This window comes from Deinococcus carri (assembly GCF_039545055.1).
GTDB lineage: Bacteria > Deinococcota > Deinococci > Deinococcales > Deinococcaceae > Deinococcus > Deinococcus carri.
Window position 1 is genome coordinate 887128 of the sequence record NZ_BAABRP010000001.1, and the last position, 14959, is coordinate 902086.

The window sequence follows — 14959 nt, forward strand, 5'->3', positions numbered from 1 at the left end:
GCTGAGGGGAAGGGGGTGACTTAGCCGCCGCTGGTGCCGAAGCTCACGTCTTGCGTTGCGTCATCGTCCGCCACCGCGTTGATAGTGAAGCTGACGGAGACGTTGCCGCTGTAGATCGGATCGCCCGCAGCCGCGTTGGCAAAGGTGAAGGTATAGGTCAGCGTGGCGTTGTTGCCGGCCCCGACGGCCACGTTGGTGGCGTTGGTGCCCGTGATGGTCAGCTTGCTGGCAAAGGCCGCGCCCGTGGGCGTCCCCGCCACACCCGTGACCTTGATGTTGCGGCCTGTCGGGTTGCTGACCGGCACACTGACTGTGAAGCTCGCGCCGGGCCGCACCTGGGCCGCCGGGATGGTCAGGGTCGTCTGGGCGATGCTGAACTTGACCGCGTCGCTGGCCGTGCCGCTGGTGGTCAGCGTCATCGTCGCGTTGTTGTGGTCCGTGGAAGTGCTGTCGGCGGCGTAAGCACCGCCGGACACCATCAGAGCCGTCATCAGAGCCAGAGTCTTGAGGGAACGCATCAGAGAGTCCTCCCCGGAAACCATTTTCCGGTGAATCAAAGTCTGCCGCACGCCACATGGACGCCGCAGAACTGGACGAAAAGCCGGTCGCACCACTGGCTCCCCCCATCCGAGGTGCCCGGATTACAGGACGGGGTTCAGCGCCGCTCTCCGCCAGAGAGGGTTCTCTGAACGAAGTGCGTTCAAGGTATGGCCCTGCTCCGCACAGAACTCTTACGGGGGCCGTTCCCCGGCTGACCTGCCCGCGAAATGCCGAAAAGGCTGTGGCAGCGCGTGTCCACGGGGCAGGGGGGTTCCGTTTCCATTGCGCGGCTTATTTCCCGGTTCTTACTTCTTGCGGTCCCAGTACCCCTCGCGGTCCAGCGCGGCGCAGCCCCCCACCCGGATGTCCCGCACCGTCTGCCCGGCGAGCGTCACCTCGACCTCCACCTCGCCAGGGGTGCCGAGGGCGTGCCCCTGGTAGACCACGCCGCTGGCCCGGTCGCCGCGCACCGGCAGGCGGCCCCCCTCGGCCAGCAGGGCCAGGAGTGCGCCCGCCGCGCTGCCCGTTACCGGGTCCTCGGGAATGCCGACGGCGGGGGCGAAGTCCCGCGCGGCGAAGCGGTTCACGCCCATCGGCGCGTAGGCGTACACGCTGGTCACGCCCAGCGCGTCACTCAGCGCGTGGATGCGCGGCAGGTCGGGGTCCAGCCCGTCGAGAATCACGGTGTCGAGCAGCGGCACGAAAACGCTCCACAGCCCGCTGCTGGCCGCCGCCAGGGGCAGGCCGCGGTGAATCATCCGCTCGTCGAGGCCGAGCGCCTCCGCGAGTTCCCGGCGCAGCTCGCGCGCCACCGGGCGGGTTTCCAGCCCCCGCTGCTCCATCCACACCCGCGTCGGCACCCCCGCCTCAGTCTCCAGCGTGAGGGGCACCCGGCCCACCAGCGTCTCCAGTTCCAGCGGCTCCCCCTGCCAGTGCCCCCCCTGCGCCAGCCGCAGCCCCAGCGCGACCGTCGCGTGCCCGCAGAACTCGATCTCCTGCGTGGGGGTGAAGTACCGCACCCGCACTAGGCCGCCCCCCATCCGCGTCACGAAGACTGTCTCGGGGGCTTCCAGAAAGGCGGCCAGCGCCTGCATCTCGGCGTCGGTCAGCTCGCCCGCCTCCAGCACCACGCCCGCCCGATTGCCCTGTCCCGGCGTCTGGGTGAACGCGCTCACCTCGCAATACGCGATCATGGGGGCACTCTAGCGTACTGGTTGCCGGGGTAAGAACAAAAACTTCACGAATTAGGTTCATCGTGAATACTTTCACTTGAGCTTCCAGAGAAAAGCCGGGAGTGACCCGGCCCGGCCCTCAGGGCACCATGCGCGTCAGCATGCGCGGAAAGGGAATCGCCTCGCGGATGTGGTCGATGCCGGTGATCCAGGCCACCGCCCGCTCCAGCCCCATGCCGAAGCCCGCGTGCGGCACGCTGCCGAAGCGGCGCAGGTCGAGATACCACTCGAAAGCCGCAAGCGGCAGCTCCTCGTGCTCGATGCGTGACCGGAGCAGCTCATAGTCGTGGATACGCTCGGAGCCGCCAATGATCTCGCCGTAGCCCTCGGGGGCGATCATGTCGTCGCACAGGGCCAGGCGGGGGTCTTGCGGGTCGGGCTGCATGTAAAAGGCCTTGATGGCCGCCGGATACTTCTCGACGATTACCGGGCGGTCGAAGTGATAGCCCAGGATCGTCTCGTGCGGTGCGCCCAGGTCGTCGCCCCACTCGACGGCCTCCACGTCGGCCTGCACGTTCGGCGGCAGGTCGCCCGCCTCGATGTGCGTGCGGATGATAGCAAGCGCCTCGGTGTACGTGACGCGCGGGAAGTTGCCCTCAGCCGCGGGCCGCAGCTTCGAGAGGTCGCGGCCCAGCACCTCCAGCTCGGTCCCGCATTCCTCCAGCGCGCGGCGCACCAGGAAGCTCACGAAGCGCTCCTGGAGGGCCATGTTGTCCGTGTGCGTGGCGGGCGCGACCTCCGGCTCCACCATCCAGAACTCCAGCAGGTGCCGGCGCGTCTTGCTCTTCTCGGCGCGGAAGGTCGGCCCAAAGGTGTAGACCTTGCCGAAGGCCAGCGCTCCCGCCTCGGCGTGCAGTTGCCCCGTCTGCGAGAGATACGCCTTGTCCTCCCCGAAGAGGTCGATCTCGAACAGCTCGGTGGTGCCCTCGGCGGCGTTGGGCGTGAAGAAGGGCGCGTCGAAACGCACGAACCCCTCCTGGTGGAAGAAATCCACGATGGCGCGCTGCACGCAGTCGCGCACCCGCAGAATCGCCCAGGGGCGGCGGTGGCGCAGCCAGACGTGGCGGTGGTCGAGCAGGAACTCGATGCCGTGTTCCTTGGGCGTGATGGGATACTCCGCCTGGTTCTCCGCGTAGGGGGAGAGGTCCCGCACGGCGAGTTCGACCCCGCCCGGCGCACGCTCGTCCGCGCGGACCTCGCCCGTGACCCGCACCGCCTGCTCCTGCGAGAGCCTCTTGGCGGCCTCGAAGACCTCTCCCGCCACGTCGCCCTTGAAGACCGTCGCCTGCACGAAGCCGCTGCCGTCGCGCAGCTTCAGAAACTGGATCTTGCCCTTGCCGCTCTTGTCCTGCAACCACGCATCCAGGGTGACCGTTTCCCCCACATGCGCCTTCAGTTCACGAATGGTCGTCTTTGTGCTTGTCGCCGTCACAGCGGAATTATAGGCGGAGGCGAGCGGCGTTCAGAATCGAGGAAGGCTAGGAAACATAAAGTTCACGAACAGCTTTTATCGTGAATACTTTCACTATCCATAACACTGCCCCCACCCCGTTTCCAGAGTAGGGAAGAGGCTTTACCTCAGCGCGTCGTTCATGCCCAGCACGTCGGCCACCTTCAGACTCGCGCCGCCGACCAGGGCACCGTTGACATTGGGCCGGGCGCAGATACTGGCGATGTTGTCGGGCTTCACGCTGCCGCCGTACAGGATGCGGAAGCCTGCGGCGTCGGCAGTGTACAGCCCCGCCAGCGCCCGGCGGATGGCGGCGGCCATCTCCTCGGCGTCGTCGGCGGTGGCCGTGCGGCCCGTGCCGATGGCCCAGACGGGTTCGTAGGCGACGATCAGGTTCTCGCCCACGCCGTCGGTGCTGGCACGGAGCTGGTCGAGCGTGAAGTTCACGTGTTCGCCGCGCTCGCGCACGTCCAGCCGCTCGCCCACGCACACGATGGGCGTGAGGCCGCCCGCCTGGGCCTGCCGCGCCTTGGCGGCCACCACCGCGTCCGTCTCGCTGTGGTACTCGCGGCGCTCGCTGTGGCCCACGATGACATAGGTCGCGCCCAGGTCGCGCAGCATCGCCGTGCTGATTTCACCCGTGTACGCGCCCGCCTCGTGCTGCGACACGTCCTGTCCACCGTAGGCCACCCCCGCGGGCAGGCCCTCGGCCAGCGCGGGGAGGTCGATGGCCGGGGCCAGGACGGCCAGCTCGGCGCGGCCGGGGACCAGGGCTGAGGCGAGGTCGGCCGCCCACGCCCGGGCTTCCGAGGGGGTCTTGTTCATCTTCCAGTTGAGGGCGAGGAGGGGAGTGGATCTGGTCATGGTTCCTCCGGGGCGGCCAGCGGCCAGCCGCCAGCTTCCAGCCAGAAGAAGCCTGAGCAAAAGCGTCTCCGGGCTGGAAGCTGGAAGCTGTTCGCCGGCGGCCTCTTCACTTCATCGCTTCGACGCCCGGCAGCCGCTGGCCTTCGAGCAGTTCCAGGCTGGCCCCGCCGCCGGTGCTGATGTGGCTGACCCGGTCGGCCTGGCCGCTCTTGTTGATGGCGCTGACCGAATCACCGCCGCCGACGACGGTATAGGCGTCCTGGCCGAGGTCCGCCACGGCCTGCGCGACCGCGTTGGTGCCCGCCGCGAAGGCCGGGAACTCGAACACGCCCATCGGGCCGTTCCAGAAGACGGTCTTCGCCCCCTTGAGGGCGTCCGCGTAGGCCCGCTGCGTGTCAGGGCCGATGTCGAGGCCCATCCAGCCGTCGGGAATCTGGTCGGCGGGCACCACCTGCGTCCGGGCATCCGCCGCGAACTTATCCGCCGCCACCGCGTCGGTGGGGAGCATCAGCTTGTCGCCGTACTGCGCGAGCAACTGCCCGGCATAGGCCACCTGGTCTTCCTCCACCAGGCTGCCGCCGATCTGGCCGCCCTTCGCCTTGATGAAGGTGAACATCATCCCGCCGCCGATCAGCATCCGGTCCACCCCCGGCAGCAGGTTCTCGATCACCTTGATCTTGTCGCTGACCTTGGCCCCGCCGATGATGACGACGTAGGGCCGCGCCGGGTTCTCCAGCAGCCGCGAGAGGGCGTCCACCTCGGTCTGGAGCAGCGTGCCCGCCGCGTGCGGCAGCAGCCCCGCCACGCCGCTCACCGAGGCATGTGCCCGGTGCGCGCTCCCAAAGGCGTCCAGCACGAAGGCGTCACCCAGCCGCGCCAGCTGGCGGCTCAGCTCCGGGTCGTTCTTCTCCTCGCCCGGCTCGAAGCGCACATTTTCCAGCAGCGCCACCTCGCCGGGCTTCAGGGATTCCACCGCCCGCAGTGTCTCCTCGCTGGAGGGCAGCGAACCGATAAACCGCACCGGGCGGCCCAGCGCCTTTTCGAGCACCGCCGCCACGGGGCGCAGGCTGTACTTCTCCTCCGGCCCGTTTTTCGGGCGGCCCAGGTGGCTCATCAGTACCAGCGAGGCCCCCTGCGCGAGCAGCTTTTGCAGCGTCGGCACGCTCGCCGTCACGCGCGTCTCGTCCTGCACTGCGCCGTCCTTGATCGGCAGGTTGTAATCCACGCGCACCAGCACGCGCTGGCCGCCTACGTTCAGTTGGTCGAGGGTTTGCATGAATCTCCCTTTGCAGAAGGCAGAAGGCGAAAGGCAGAAGGCCAGAGGTTCTCAGCCATCTGCCTTCTGCCACCGGCCATCAGCCTTTTTGCTGTACCAGTTGCACCAGATCCGCGATCCGGTTGCTGTAGCCCCACTCGTTGTCGTACCACGAGAAGAACTTCACCAGGTTGCCCATCGCCATCGTGAGGTCGCCGTCGATGATGGCCGAGTGCGGGTCGCCCACGATGTCGGCCAGCACGATGGGGTCCTCGGTGTACTTGATGATGCCCTTGAGTTTGCCCTCGGCAGCCTCGCGGAAGACGGCGTTGACCTCGTCGGCGGTCACTTCGCGGCCCAGGATCACCACCACGTCGCTGATCGAGCCGACCGGGGTGGGCACGCGCAGCGAGGTGCCGTCGAACTTGCCCTTGAGCTTGGGGTACACCTGCGAGACGGCCTTGGCCGCGCCCGTGGAGGTGGGGATGATGTTCACGGCGGCGGCGCGGGCGCGGCGCAGGTCCTTGTGCGGGAGGTCCAGCACGCGCTGGTCGTTGGTGTAGGAGTGGACGGTGGTCATGATGGCCTTTTCGATGCCGAAGGCCTCGTCCAGCACCTTCATCGGCGCGCCCAGGCTGTTGGTGGTGCAGCTCGCGTTGCTGATGATGTTGTGCTTGGCCGGGTCGTACTCTTCCTCGTTCACGCCCAGCACGATGGAGATGTCCTCGTTCTTGGCGGGCGCGGTGATGATGACCTTTTTCGCGCCGCCCGCCAGGTGCTTGCTGGCCCCCTCGCGGTCGGTGAAGATGCCGGTGGACTCGATCACCAGGTCCACGCCCAGCTCGCCCCAGGGCAGCGCGGCGGGGTCGCGCTCGGCCAGCACGCGGATGCGTTGCCCGTTGACGGTCAGGCTGTTCTCGTCGTACTCCACCGTGCCGTTAAAGCGCCCCGCGGTCGAGTCGTACTTCAGCAGGGTCGCCAGCGTCTTGGTGTCGGTCAGGTCGTTGATCGCCTCGACGTCCACGCCGCGCTCGATCAGAATGCGGAACACCAGACGTCCGATGCGGCCGAAGCCGTTGATGCCTACCTTCATATGTCCTCCTCGTGCTGCCTCTGGGAAACTGTGGGGCAGCCGCCGCCCCACGCATGAGCGAGTGTAACCCACGCCGCAGCGTTGCGGCGTCCCGGGCGGCGGGACAGCCTGCGGCTGGCCTTCAGGTCACCCGTCCCCCCGCCCCGCCCTACAGTGAGCCGTGTCACTCTGGCCCCGGACCCCCAGCCTGCGCCGGCTCGCGGCACTGCTGACGGTCCTGGCCGCCTTCGCTTACCCGTTGCGGCTCCCGGTGGGGGCCATGCTGGGGGAAGCCGGCTGCGCCCCGGCCATGCCGGTGCACCAGCACGGCACCGCCCCCCACCCCCTGCCCGACCACGCCGCCGACCACCGCGCCCACTGCCTGTTCTGCCTGACCGGGGCCTTTGCCACCGCGCCCGCACCGGAAGGATCTCTCGCGGGCCTCGTCCTCCGGCCCGTGCGGGAGCGGGCACCGCTGCCCCGCGCGGCCCGCACCCGGCTCCCGCTGCCCGAGGCCCGCGCGCCGCCGCGGCCGGGTTGAGACGGATGCCGCTGGCGGGGGCTGAAGCTCCCCCGGGTGTCCGTCTGGAGAAGGAAAAGCCCCGGACTTCCTGTTCAGGAATTGAACGGGAACCGCCGCAGACAGCCCGAAGTTCTGCCCCACCCCTGCCCGGAGGACGCGCCCCCGTTCCCGGACGGTCGGCCGCGTCCTGCCGGATGACCCTGTCCAGGAGAACCCCCATGATTCGACGTTCCCTTCCCCTGCTGCTGGCCCTGCTGCTCCCCGTGGCGGCCGCCCACGCCACCGTCCGCACCGAGAGCGGCCTGACCGAATCGGCCGCGGGCAAGAGCGAGACGTACCGGCTGAACGTGCCCACCGAGAAGAACGTCAGCACCACCCAGATCCGGCTGGTGGTTCCGGCAGGCGTCACACTCACCCGGTTTCAGGTCACGCCCGGCTTTGTCCGCAGCGTCCGGCTGAACGACGCGGGCCTCGTCACCGAGGTGGTCTGGCGCGGCCGCGTCGGTCCCCAGGAGTACGCCCGCTTCTTCTTCCAGGCACGCAACCCAGACCAGCCCGGCACCCTGGTCTGGAAGGTGTACCAGACCTACGCGGACGGCTCGGTCGTCGCCTGGGACGACACCGACGCGGAACAGGCCCCCGCCAGCCGCACGACCGTCAAGTAGGAGTTCCCATGCGCATTCTGCTTTCCCTCCTGACCGCCCTGACCCTGGGGACCGCGCTGGCGCATACCGAGGTCACCTCGGTCACGCCCGGCGCGAATGCCCGTGTCTCCGCGCCCACCCGCGTCGTCCTGACGTTCGGTGAGCCGCTCAACCTCCGGTTTGCGACCCTCAAGGTGCTGCCGCTGCCGCCCGGCATGGAGGCGGCGCAGGCGGCCGCCCAGGCCCTCGCCAGCCGCGACGACGGGGAGCGCCGGGTGGACACGGCCCCCATCCTGTCCGGCCAGGCCGCCCGCGTGGTCCTGCCCCTGCGGACCCCCCTGCGGCCCGGCCGCTACCTGATCGCGTGGCGCATTCTCTCGGAAGACGGGCACCCGGTCAGCGGGCACTCCGTCTTCCAGGTGCGCTGAGGGCCGCGGTGCTGCCCGCGCTGGCGGCGGCCAAGCTGCTGACCTTTCTGGGCGTGCTGCTGCTGGTCGGCGGCACCTTTGCCCGCCGCGCCCTGACCCCGGCCCGGCCCTCGCCCGCCGGACTGGGGGTGGGCCTGGGGCTGCTGATCCTGGGCGCGGCCCTGGAGGTGGGCGGAACCCTGGCCGACCTGGGCTTCCTGACCCCGGGGGACGTCCTCGCCTACCTGACGGACACCGGACCGGGCCGCGCGGCCCTGACCCGCGTGATGGGCGCGGTCCTGCTGCTCGCCGCCGAGCTGTCCGGCTGGCCGGTCCTGCTGGCCGCCCTGGCCGCCGCCACGCTGTTGTGGGGGGAGGCGGGGGGTGGGCATGGCGGCACGCACGGCCTCCTGACCCGCCTCCTGACCGCCCTGCACGCGGGCGCGATGGCCGTCTGGCTGGGCGGCGTGCTGGCCCTGCGGACCCATCCCGTCCCGGACCCCGCCCTGGCCCGGCGCTTCACGCCGCTCGCCCTGACCTGCGTCGGGGTGCTGGGGCTGTCGGGCCTGTGGCTGACGTGGACGCACGCCGGCCCCCTGCTTGCCCTGCCGGACAGCGGCTACGGGCGCGCGCTGCTCCTGAAGCTGGCGCTGGCCGCGCTGGCGCTGCTGGCGGCGGTGGCCGTCCGGCGGGCCTTCGCGCGGGGGCAGCCGGTCCGCCCCCGGCTGGGCCTGGAGGCGGCCCTGCTGCTGGGGGTGCTGGGCGTGACCGCGGGCCTGACGACCCTGCCGCCGCCCAGCCATGCCGGGCACGTGGCCGCCCACCCCGAGCGCCGCTGAAGTTCCCCTGCCCAGACGCCCGCCCGCCCCCACGCCGGGGCGGGCGGCATACTGTGGCGCATGGCGTATTCGCTTCTCGTGATGAAGTTCGGCGGCACCAACATGCAGGACGCCCAGGCCATCCGCCACAGCGCGGGCCTCGCGGCACGCAGTATCGGCGCGGGTGTGAAGGTGGTCGTGGTGGTCTCCGCGATGGCGGGTGTGACCAACCAGCTGCTGCGCCTGGCCGACGCCGCCCAGAGCGGCGACATCGCGGCGGCCAACGACGAGATCGCGGCGATGCGCACCCGGCACTTCACGGCGGCCCAGGACCTCGGCGCGGCCCCCGACAGTGAAACGGTGCGCGAGATCCGCGAGCTGCACGAGACGCTGCGGCAGGCCATCTACGGCGTCTACCTGCTGCGCGAACTCACCCCCCGTTCGCGCGACCTGATCGTGGCCTTCGGCGAGCGCCTCAGCGCCCCGCTGATGACCCTGGCGCTGGAGGGCCAGGGTCTGCGCGCCCATCACCTCACCGGCGGGCAGGCGGGCATCACCACTGACGCGCACTTCGGCAACGCGCGGCCCCTGCCCGGCACCTACGAGCGCATCCGCGACCGCCTGGGCGGCCTGCTGGGGGCGGGCGTGACGCCGGTCGTCGCGGGCTTCATGGGCGAGACGGAGGAGGGCGCACTCACCACCCTGGGCCGCGGCGGCACCGACTTCTCGGCCACCATCATCGGCAAGGCGCTCGGAGCCGACGAGGTCTGGGCCTGGAAGGACGTGGACGGCGTGATGAGCGCCGACCCCCGCGTGGTGAAGGACGCCCGCAACATCGAGGTCCTGAGCTACGGCGAGGTGATGGAACTCGCGTACTTCGGCGCGAAGGTGCTGCACCCCCTGGCCGTCACGCCCCTGCGCGAAAGCGGCATCCCGCTGCGCGTCAAGAGCGCCGCCGACCCCGACTTTCCCGGCACGCTGGTGCAGGAGGCCGCCCACAACGAGGTCGGGCACCCGGTCAAGGCCGTGACCGCCATCCGCCGCGTGAGCCTGATCAACGTGACCGGCGCGGGCGTGCTGGGCGTGCCCGAGGTGGTCGCCAGCCTCTTCGACGCCATCGCCCGCGAGAACATCACCCTGCTGATGGTGTCCCAGAGCAGCTCCATGAGCAACGTCTCGCTGGCCGTGCAGAGCGCCGACGCGGGCCGCACCCTGGCCGCCCTGCGCCGCACCGTGACGGGTGAGCTGAACATCGAGGAGCAGCCCGGCGTGGCGGTCCTCGCCATCGTGGGGGCCGGGATGCGCGGGCAGAAGGGGGTGGCGGCCCGGCTCTTCGGTGCCCTCGCGCAGGACGACGTGAACATCCTGATGATCAGCCAGGGGTCCAGCGAGCTGAACATCAGCGTCGCCATCGAGGACGCGCAGGTCGAGAGTGCCACCCGCGCCGTCCACGCCGCCTTCCACCTGGGCGAACCGGCCGCGGCCGCCGACTGACGGGCCGTTGAACCGGTTTCCGGTCCGCTCCCGACCCCGCCGCTTCCGCGTCGCGGTGCTGGTCGCCGCGCTGCTGCTGGCCGCGGCCTTTGTCATCAACACCACGGGGGCGCTGCGGCTCTTTTACCCGCGGGCGGCGGCGGTGGTGGACAGCCTGCCCCCGGCCCCGCCCTACCACGCCGGGCAGCGCGTCCTGGTCGTCTCGCCGCACCCCGACGACGAGACGCTGTGCTGCGCGGGCAGCATCCAGCAGGCGCGGGCGGCGGGGGCGCAGGTATGGGTGGTGTGGCTCACCAGCGGGGACGGCTTCGAACTCGACGCGGTGCTGCTGAGCCGCGCGCCCCGGCCCAGCGGCCAGCAGCTCGCCGGTCTGGGCACGCGCCGCATCGGGGAGGCGAGGCGCGCGATGGGGGTGCTGAAGGTGCCGCAGGACCACCTGATCTTCCTGGGCTACCCCGACGGCGGCCTGCTGCACCTCTTTCTGGAGAACTACGCCCAGCCCTTCCAGTCGCGCTACACCCGCGCCACCCACGTGCCGTACCCGCAGGCGCTCACGCCGGGTGCCCCCTACACCGGCCAGAACGTCGAGCGGGACCTGGGGCGGGTGCTGGACACCGTGCGCCCCGACGTGGTGCTGGCCCCCAGCGTGCAGGACGCCCACCCCGACCACCGCGCCGCGAGCTACTTCGTCACCCGGCTGCTGGCGACGCGGGGCGAGGTGGGCCGCGAGCGCTTCTGGATTGTCCACGGCGGCCTGGAATACCCCCTGCCCAAGGGCCTGCACGAGCATTTCCCGCTGCTGATTGCGCCGCGTGGCCGCCGCCTGGCCTGGGAGCGCGTGGACCTCACCCCCGAACAGGAGGACGCCAAGCTCCGCGCCCTGCGCGAGCACCGCTCCCAGATGGACGTGATGAGCCGCTTTCTGGCCGCCTTCGTGCGCGAGAACGAACTCCTGTCGCCGCAGACGGTGCCCCGCGCGGTGCCTGCGGAGGCCGGAAGCCACTAGGGCGGCGCTCCGTTGCGTTGCCGCATATCTCAGGCGTCCACTCCACTGCGCCCCGCCCTAATCCAACCTCCGCACCATCACCAGATGCGTCGTGGGCCGCCCCAGCCACGGCTGCCACAGCCGGCTTTCCCGCGCCTCCCACACCCGCAGCCCGCGCTTCTCGTACAGCGCGACGGCGGCGCGGTTCTCGGCGGTGGTGGACAGTTGCAGGCCCCGCACGCCGCGCGCCCGCAGGGCTGCCAGGTAGGCGTCCAGCAGCGCCCCGCCCAGCCCCAGCCCCCGGCTTTCGGGGAGCAGATTCAGGTGCAGGTGCGCCGGAAAGAGGCGCTCCGGGGCGTGCGGGCTGACAAAGCGCCCCAGCCGCAGCAGGTAGGGCAGCGACCCGCCCAGCTGTGGATAGCGCCCCCGCACCGCCCGGCCCAGCACCCCCAGCAGCACCCGCGCAAAGGCCCGGCGGTACTCGCCCCCGTCCGGCGTGCCGATGATGTACCCCAGAACCTGCCCCTCCCGCTCGGCGGCGAACCCGAACGGCTCCCCCACGAAGTACGGCCGCACCCACAGGTCCGCGAACAGCCCCCGGTCGGGGAAATAGCCGGCCGCTGTCTCCCCGAAAAATCCGGTGGCATACGCGACCCGCGCCACCTCCCCGAAATCCCCGCGCCGCAGCGCCCGCACCCCGACCCGCTCCGGCTGACCCGCTCCCATCCCCCCAGCCTAGAGCATCTGCCTGTCCCGGCCGGGTGAAGGCTCCTTCACCGGAGTTAGGAAACCCGGTCAACTCTTGCCGGGCCACCTTCATCCGACCGGGCAGGCCAGCGTCAGAGCTGCGGCCAGAATCCGGGAGCGGCGGTTTTCCGCCGTCCCATTCCCGTTTTCCGCCCCACGCCAAGGAGGCCGCATGTTCTACTTCGACAAGCAGACGCAGTACCCCGTCCGGGTGGAGAAGCCCAACCCCCTCTTCGCCAAGATGCTCCAGCAGGCGCTGGGCGGCATCGAGGGCGAGATGCGCGTGATGCTCCAGTACCTCTTCCAGGCCTGGAACTCGCGCGGCCCCAGCAAGTACCGCGACATGCTGCTGCACACCGGCACCGAGGAAATCGGCCACGTCGAGATGTACGCCACCGCCATCGCCCTGAACCTCGAAGGCTCGCCCGACGTGGTCAAGGAGGAGGCCGCCCGGCAAAACCCGATGGTCGCCGCCGTGATGGGCGGGATGAGTCCGCGCGCCTACCTCTCGGGCGGCATGGGCGCGCTGGCTGCCGACAGCGAGGGCAACCCCTTCAACGGCTCCTGGGTGGTCGCCAGTGGCAACATCGCCGCCAACATGTACTCGAACGTGAACGCCGAGTCGTCCGGCCTGGTGCTGGCCTGCCGCCTGTACGACATGACCGACGACCCCGGCATGAAGGAAATGCTGCGCTTCCTGATCTCCCGCGACGTGATGCACCAGCAGCAGTGGTTGGCCGTCATCGAGGAACTCGGCGGCTACCCCGGCGTGCTGCCCATCCCCAACTCCTTCCCCCACGACGAGGAACACGAGACGCGCGAGTTCGCCTACACCTTCTTCACCACCAACGCGGACGGCTCCCCGCCCCCCCAGGGTCGCTGGACGAGTGGGCCGAGCCTGGACGGGCGTGGCGAGTTCAACGTCAAGCACCTCCAGCCCATGGGCGAGGAACCCCAGCTCGCGCCCCCCATGCCCAGCACCTTTCCCGAGGTGCAGGAGCTGGAAGGCGGCCAGCAGCGGGTGGCCCAGGCCGGATACACCAGCGGGCGTGGGGCCGACGCCAGCAGCACCAGCTCGGAAGGCATCGCCACCCGCATCAAGGACAGCCTCAAGAACGTCGCCGAGGAACTGCGCGGCGGCAACGACCGCGAAGAGCGTTGAGGGGTGAACCTTGTACTTCCATGACAAGAGGCTGATGTTTCCCGTCCGGGTGGAGACCCCCGACCCCCTCTTCGCCAAAATGCTGCAACAGGCCCTGGGCGGGTACGAGGGGGAAATCCGGGTGGTGTTCCAGTACCTCTTCCAGGCCTGGAACTCGCGCGGCCCCGAGAAATACCGCGACCTGCGCCTGCACACCGCCACCGAGGACCTCGGCCACATCGAGATGCTGGCGACCGCCATTGCCCTGAACCTGGAAGGCTCGCCGGAGGCGGTGCAGATGGAGGCCGCCCGGCACAATCCGATGGTGGCCGCCGTGATGGGCGGAATGAATCCCCGCGCCTACCTCTCTGGCGGCATGGGTGCCCTGGCCGCCGACAGTGAGGGCAACCCCTTCGACGGCTCCTGGGTGGTGTCCACGGGCAACCTCGCCGCGGACCTGTACGCCAACGCCGAGGGCGAGATGCTCAACCAGGTGGCCCTCTCGCGCCTGTTCAGCATGACCGACGACCCCGGCATGAAGGAAATGCTGCGCTTCCTGATTTCCCGTGACGCGATGCACCAGCAGCAGTGGCTGGCCGTCATCGAGGAACTCGGCGGGCATCCGGGCGTCCTCCCCATCCCCAATTCCTTCCCCCACGACGAGGACCACGAGACGCGCGAGTTTGCCTACACCTTCCTCACCACCTCGGCCGACGGGACGCCCGCCCCGGCCGGGCGCTGGACGAGTGGGCCGAGCCTGGACGGGCGCGGCGAGTTCGGCGTCAAGCACCTCCAGCCCATGGGCGAGGAACCCCGCCTCGCTCCCCCCATGCCCAGCACCTTTCCCGAGGTGCAGGAGCTGGTGGGGGGGGCCGGGGAAGACACGACCCTCATCGTCACGCCCGGCGACTGAGGCCAGGCTTCAGGCAGGCGGGTCACCTTCTGGAGAGGTGACCCGCCTGCCCTTATCCCTGTCCCCGCCGCCCTTCCCGCGCCGGGGCCGACCGCAGTCCCGGCCAGCGCCGCGCCAGAATCAGGTACAGCCCGGCGACCCAGGCGATGGAGGCGGCGAACCCCGCCAGCACGTCGGTGGGGTAATGCACGCCCAGGTAGTTGCGGCTGGCTCCCACCGCCAGCGCCCAGCCCAGGCCCAGCACCACCGCCAACCAGCGCGCGCGGGTGTGCCAGAACACCAGCACCAGCGCGAAACCGAACGCCATATTCGCCATTGCGTGCCCGCTGGGAAACGAGAAGCCCTGCTCGACCAGCACCGCGCCGAGGTCGGTGGGCCGGGGCCGCTGGAACAGCAGCTTCGCCAGCACGTTCAGCAGCGTCGCGCCCGCCAGCGCCCAGGTCAGAAACCAGGCGTGCGCCCGCGCCCCCACCCGCGCCAGGGCCAGCACGATGGCCGTCGTCACGACCGGCAGCACCTGCACGCCCCCCAGCCGCGCGAGCGTTTCCGCTGCCGCCGTCAGGCCCGGCGTGCGGTGCGCGGCGTACCACGCCAGCACGGTGCGGTCCCAGGCAAAGCCGCCGTCCCGGAACACGTCCTCGGTGAGGTCGGCCAGAAACAGCAGCGGCACCAGCACGCCCAGCAGCAGCAGTGCCAGTTGCGTCCAGTGCCGCGCCAGCAGGTCGGGCAGGTCGCGGCGCATCCCCCCACTGTAGGGGGACCGGGGCCGGACGCCTTACGGAAAACGTTCAGAAATGCCTGCCCCGCCCTCCGCCATCCGGCGCATCGGGCCTGCGCTGGCCGGCGGATGCCCCCGCGGGGTCCCCCGGCGCAC

Annotated in this window: 16 protein-coding genes and 1 riboswitch; of the genes, 8 read left to right on the plus strand and 8 right to left on the minus strand. The window is 70.3% G+C overall.

Translation table 11 applies throughout. The features are described from left to right. Window positions 1–20 precede the first annotated feature (20 nt). From ABEA67_RS04425 to gap, 6 genes are all read right to left on the minus strand, one after another. The gene (locus ABEA67_RS04425) at window positions 21–518 is read right to left on the minus strand and encodes a hypothetical protein (protein WP_345461447.1); all 498 of its coding nucleotides are present in this window, start codon (window positions 516–518) and stop codon (window positions 21–23) included. 72 nt (window positions 519–590) lie between these two features. Further along, a riboswitch (cyclic di-GMP riboswitch) is annotated at window positions 591–675 on the minus strand. Between the two features lie 170 nt (window positions 676–845). After that, window positions 846–1733 (minus strand): PhzF family phenazine biosynthesis isomerase, encoded by an 888-nt coding sequence (locus ABEA67_RS04430; RefSeq protein ID WP_345461450.1) that lies wholly within the window; start codon window positions 1731–1733, stop codon window positions 846–848. A 118-nt stretch (window positions 1734–1851) separates the two neighbouring features. After that, a complete protein-coding gene (asnS, locus tag ABEA67_RS04435; protein WP_345461453.1) occupies window positions 1852–3204 on the minus strand; it encodes an asparagine--tRNA ligase in 1353 nt (450 codons plus the stop codon). A 141-nt stretch (window positions 3205–3345) separates the two neighbouring features. Beyond that, the gene (gene tpiA, locus ABEA67_RS04440; protein WP_345461456.1) at window positions 3346–4086 is read right to left on the minus strand and encodes a triose-phosphate isomerase; all 741 of its coding nucleotides are present in this window, start codon (window positions 4084–4086) and stop codon (window positions 3346–3348) included. Between the two features lie 106 nt (window positions 4087–4192). Then, window positions 4193–5362 (minus strand): phosphoglycerate kinase, encoded by a 1170-nt coding sequence (locus ABEA67_RS04445; protein ID WP_345461459.1) that lies wholly within the window; start codon window positions 5360–5362, stop codon window positions 4193–4195. Between the two features lie 79 nt (window positions 5363–5441). Next, window positions 5442–6434 (minus strand): type I glyceraldehyde-3-phosphate dehydrogenase, encoded by a 993-nt coding sequence (gene gap, locus ABEA67_RS04450; protein WP_345461462.1) that lies wholly within the window; start codon window positions 6432–6434, stop codon window positions 5442–5444. Between the two features lie 160 nt (window positions 6435–6594). Here gap and ABEA67_RS04455 point away from each other — a divergent pair, with 160 nt between their 5' ends. The 6 genes from ABEA67_RS04455 (at window position 6595) to ABEA67_RS04480 (ending at window position 11305) form a co-directional block, all read left to right on the plus strand. Further along, window positions 6595–6954: a DUF2946 family protein gene (locus tag ABEA67_RS04455; RefSeq protein WP_345461465.1), complete on the plus strand. Its 360-nt coding sequence runs from the start codon at window positions 6595–6597 to the stop codon at window positions 6952–6954. Window positions 6955–7154: 200 nt separating this feature from the next. After that, a complete protein-coding gene (locus ABEA67_RS04460; protein ID WP_345461468.1) occupies window positions 7155–7601 on the plus strand; it encodes a DUF1775 domain-containing protein in 447 nt (148 codons plus the stop codon). 8 nt (window positions 7602–7609) lie between these two features. Beyond that, the gene (locus ABEA67_RS04465) at window positions 7610–8008 is read left to right on the plus strand and encodes a copper resistance CopC family protein (RefSeq protein WP_345461471.1); all 399 of its coding nucleotides are present in this window, start codon (window positions 7610–7612) and stop codon (window positions 8006–8008) included. A gap of 8 nt (window positions 8009–8016) precedes the next feature. Then, entirely contained in the window at window positions 8017–8826 is an 810-nt protein-coding gene (locus ABEA67_RS04470) for a CopD family protein (protein ID WP_345461474.1), read from the plus strand. A 60-nt stretch (window positions 8827–8886) separates the two neighbouring features. After that, window positions 8887–10299 (plus strand): aspartate kinase, encoded by a 1413-nt coding sequence (locus tag ABEA67_RS04475; protein ID WP_345461477.1) that lies wholly within the window; start codon window positions 8887–8889, stop codon window positions 10297–10299. 7 nt (window positions 10300–10306) lie between these two features. Next, window positions 10307–11305: a PIG-L deacetylase family protein gene (locus ABEA67_RS04480; RefSeq protein ID WP_345461480.1), complete on the plus strand. Its 999-nt coding sequence runs from the start codon at window positions 10307–10309 to the stop codon at window positions 11303–11305. Between the two features lie 57 nt (window positions 11306–11362). Here the strand turns inward: ABEA67_RS04480 and ABEA67_RS04485 are convergent, their stop codons facing one another. Further along, window positions 11363–12010 carry a GNAT family N-acetyltransferase gene (locus ABEA67_RS04485; RefSeq protein WP_345461483.1) on the minus strand — a complete coding sequence of 216 codons (648 nt, stop codon included), beginning with the start codon at window positions 12008–12010 and terminating at the stop codon, window positions 11363–11365. A gap of 193 nt (window positions 12011–12203) precedes the next feature. On the opposite strand from ABEA67_RS04485, the gene ABEA67_RS04490 reads away from it, so the two are divergent. Both ABEA67_RS04490 and ABEA67_RS04495 read left to right on the plus strand, forming a co-directional pair. Continuing rightward, entirely contained in the window at window positions 12204–13193 is a 990-nt protein-coding gene (locus tag ABEA67_RS04490; protein WP_345461486.1) for a manganese catalase family protein, read from the plus strand. A gap of 10 nt (window positions 13194–13203) precedes the next feature. Beyond that, the gene (locus ABEA67_RS04495; protein WP_345461489.1) at window positions 13204–14085 is read left to right on the plus strand and encodes a manganese catalase family protein; all 882 of its coding nucleotides are present in this window, start codon (window positions 13204–13206) and stop codon (window positions 14083–14085) included. Between the two features lie 52 nt (window positions 14086–14137). Here the strand turns inward: ABEA67_RS04495 and ABEA67_RS04500 are convergent, their stop codons facing one another. Next, complete coding sequence (locus ABEA67_RS04500) at window positions 14138–14827, minus strand: phosphatase PAP2 family protein (RefSeq protein WP_345461492.1); 690 nt, start codon at window positions 14825–14827, stop codon at window positions 14138–14140. Window positions 14828–14959: the final 132 nt, after the last annotated feature.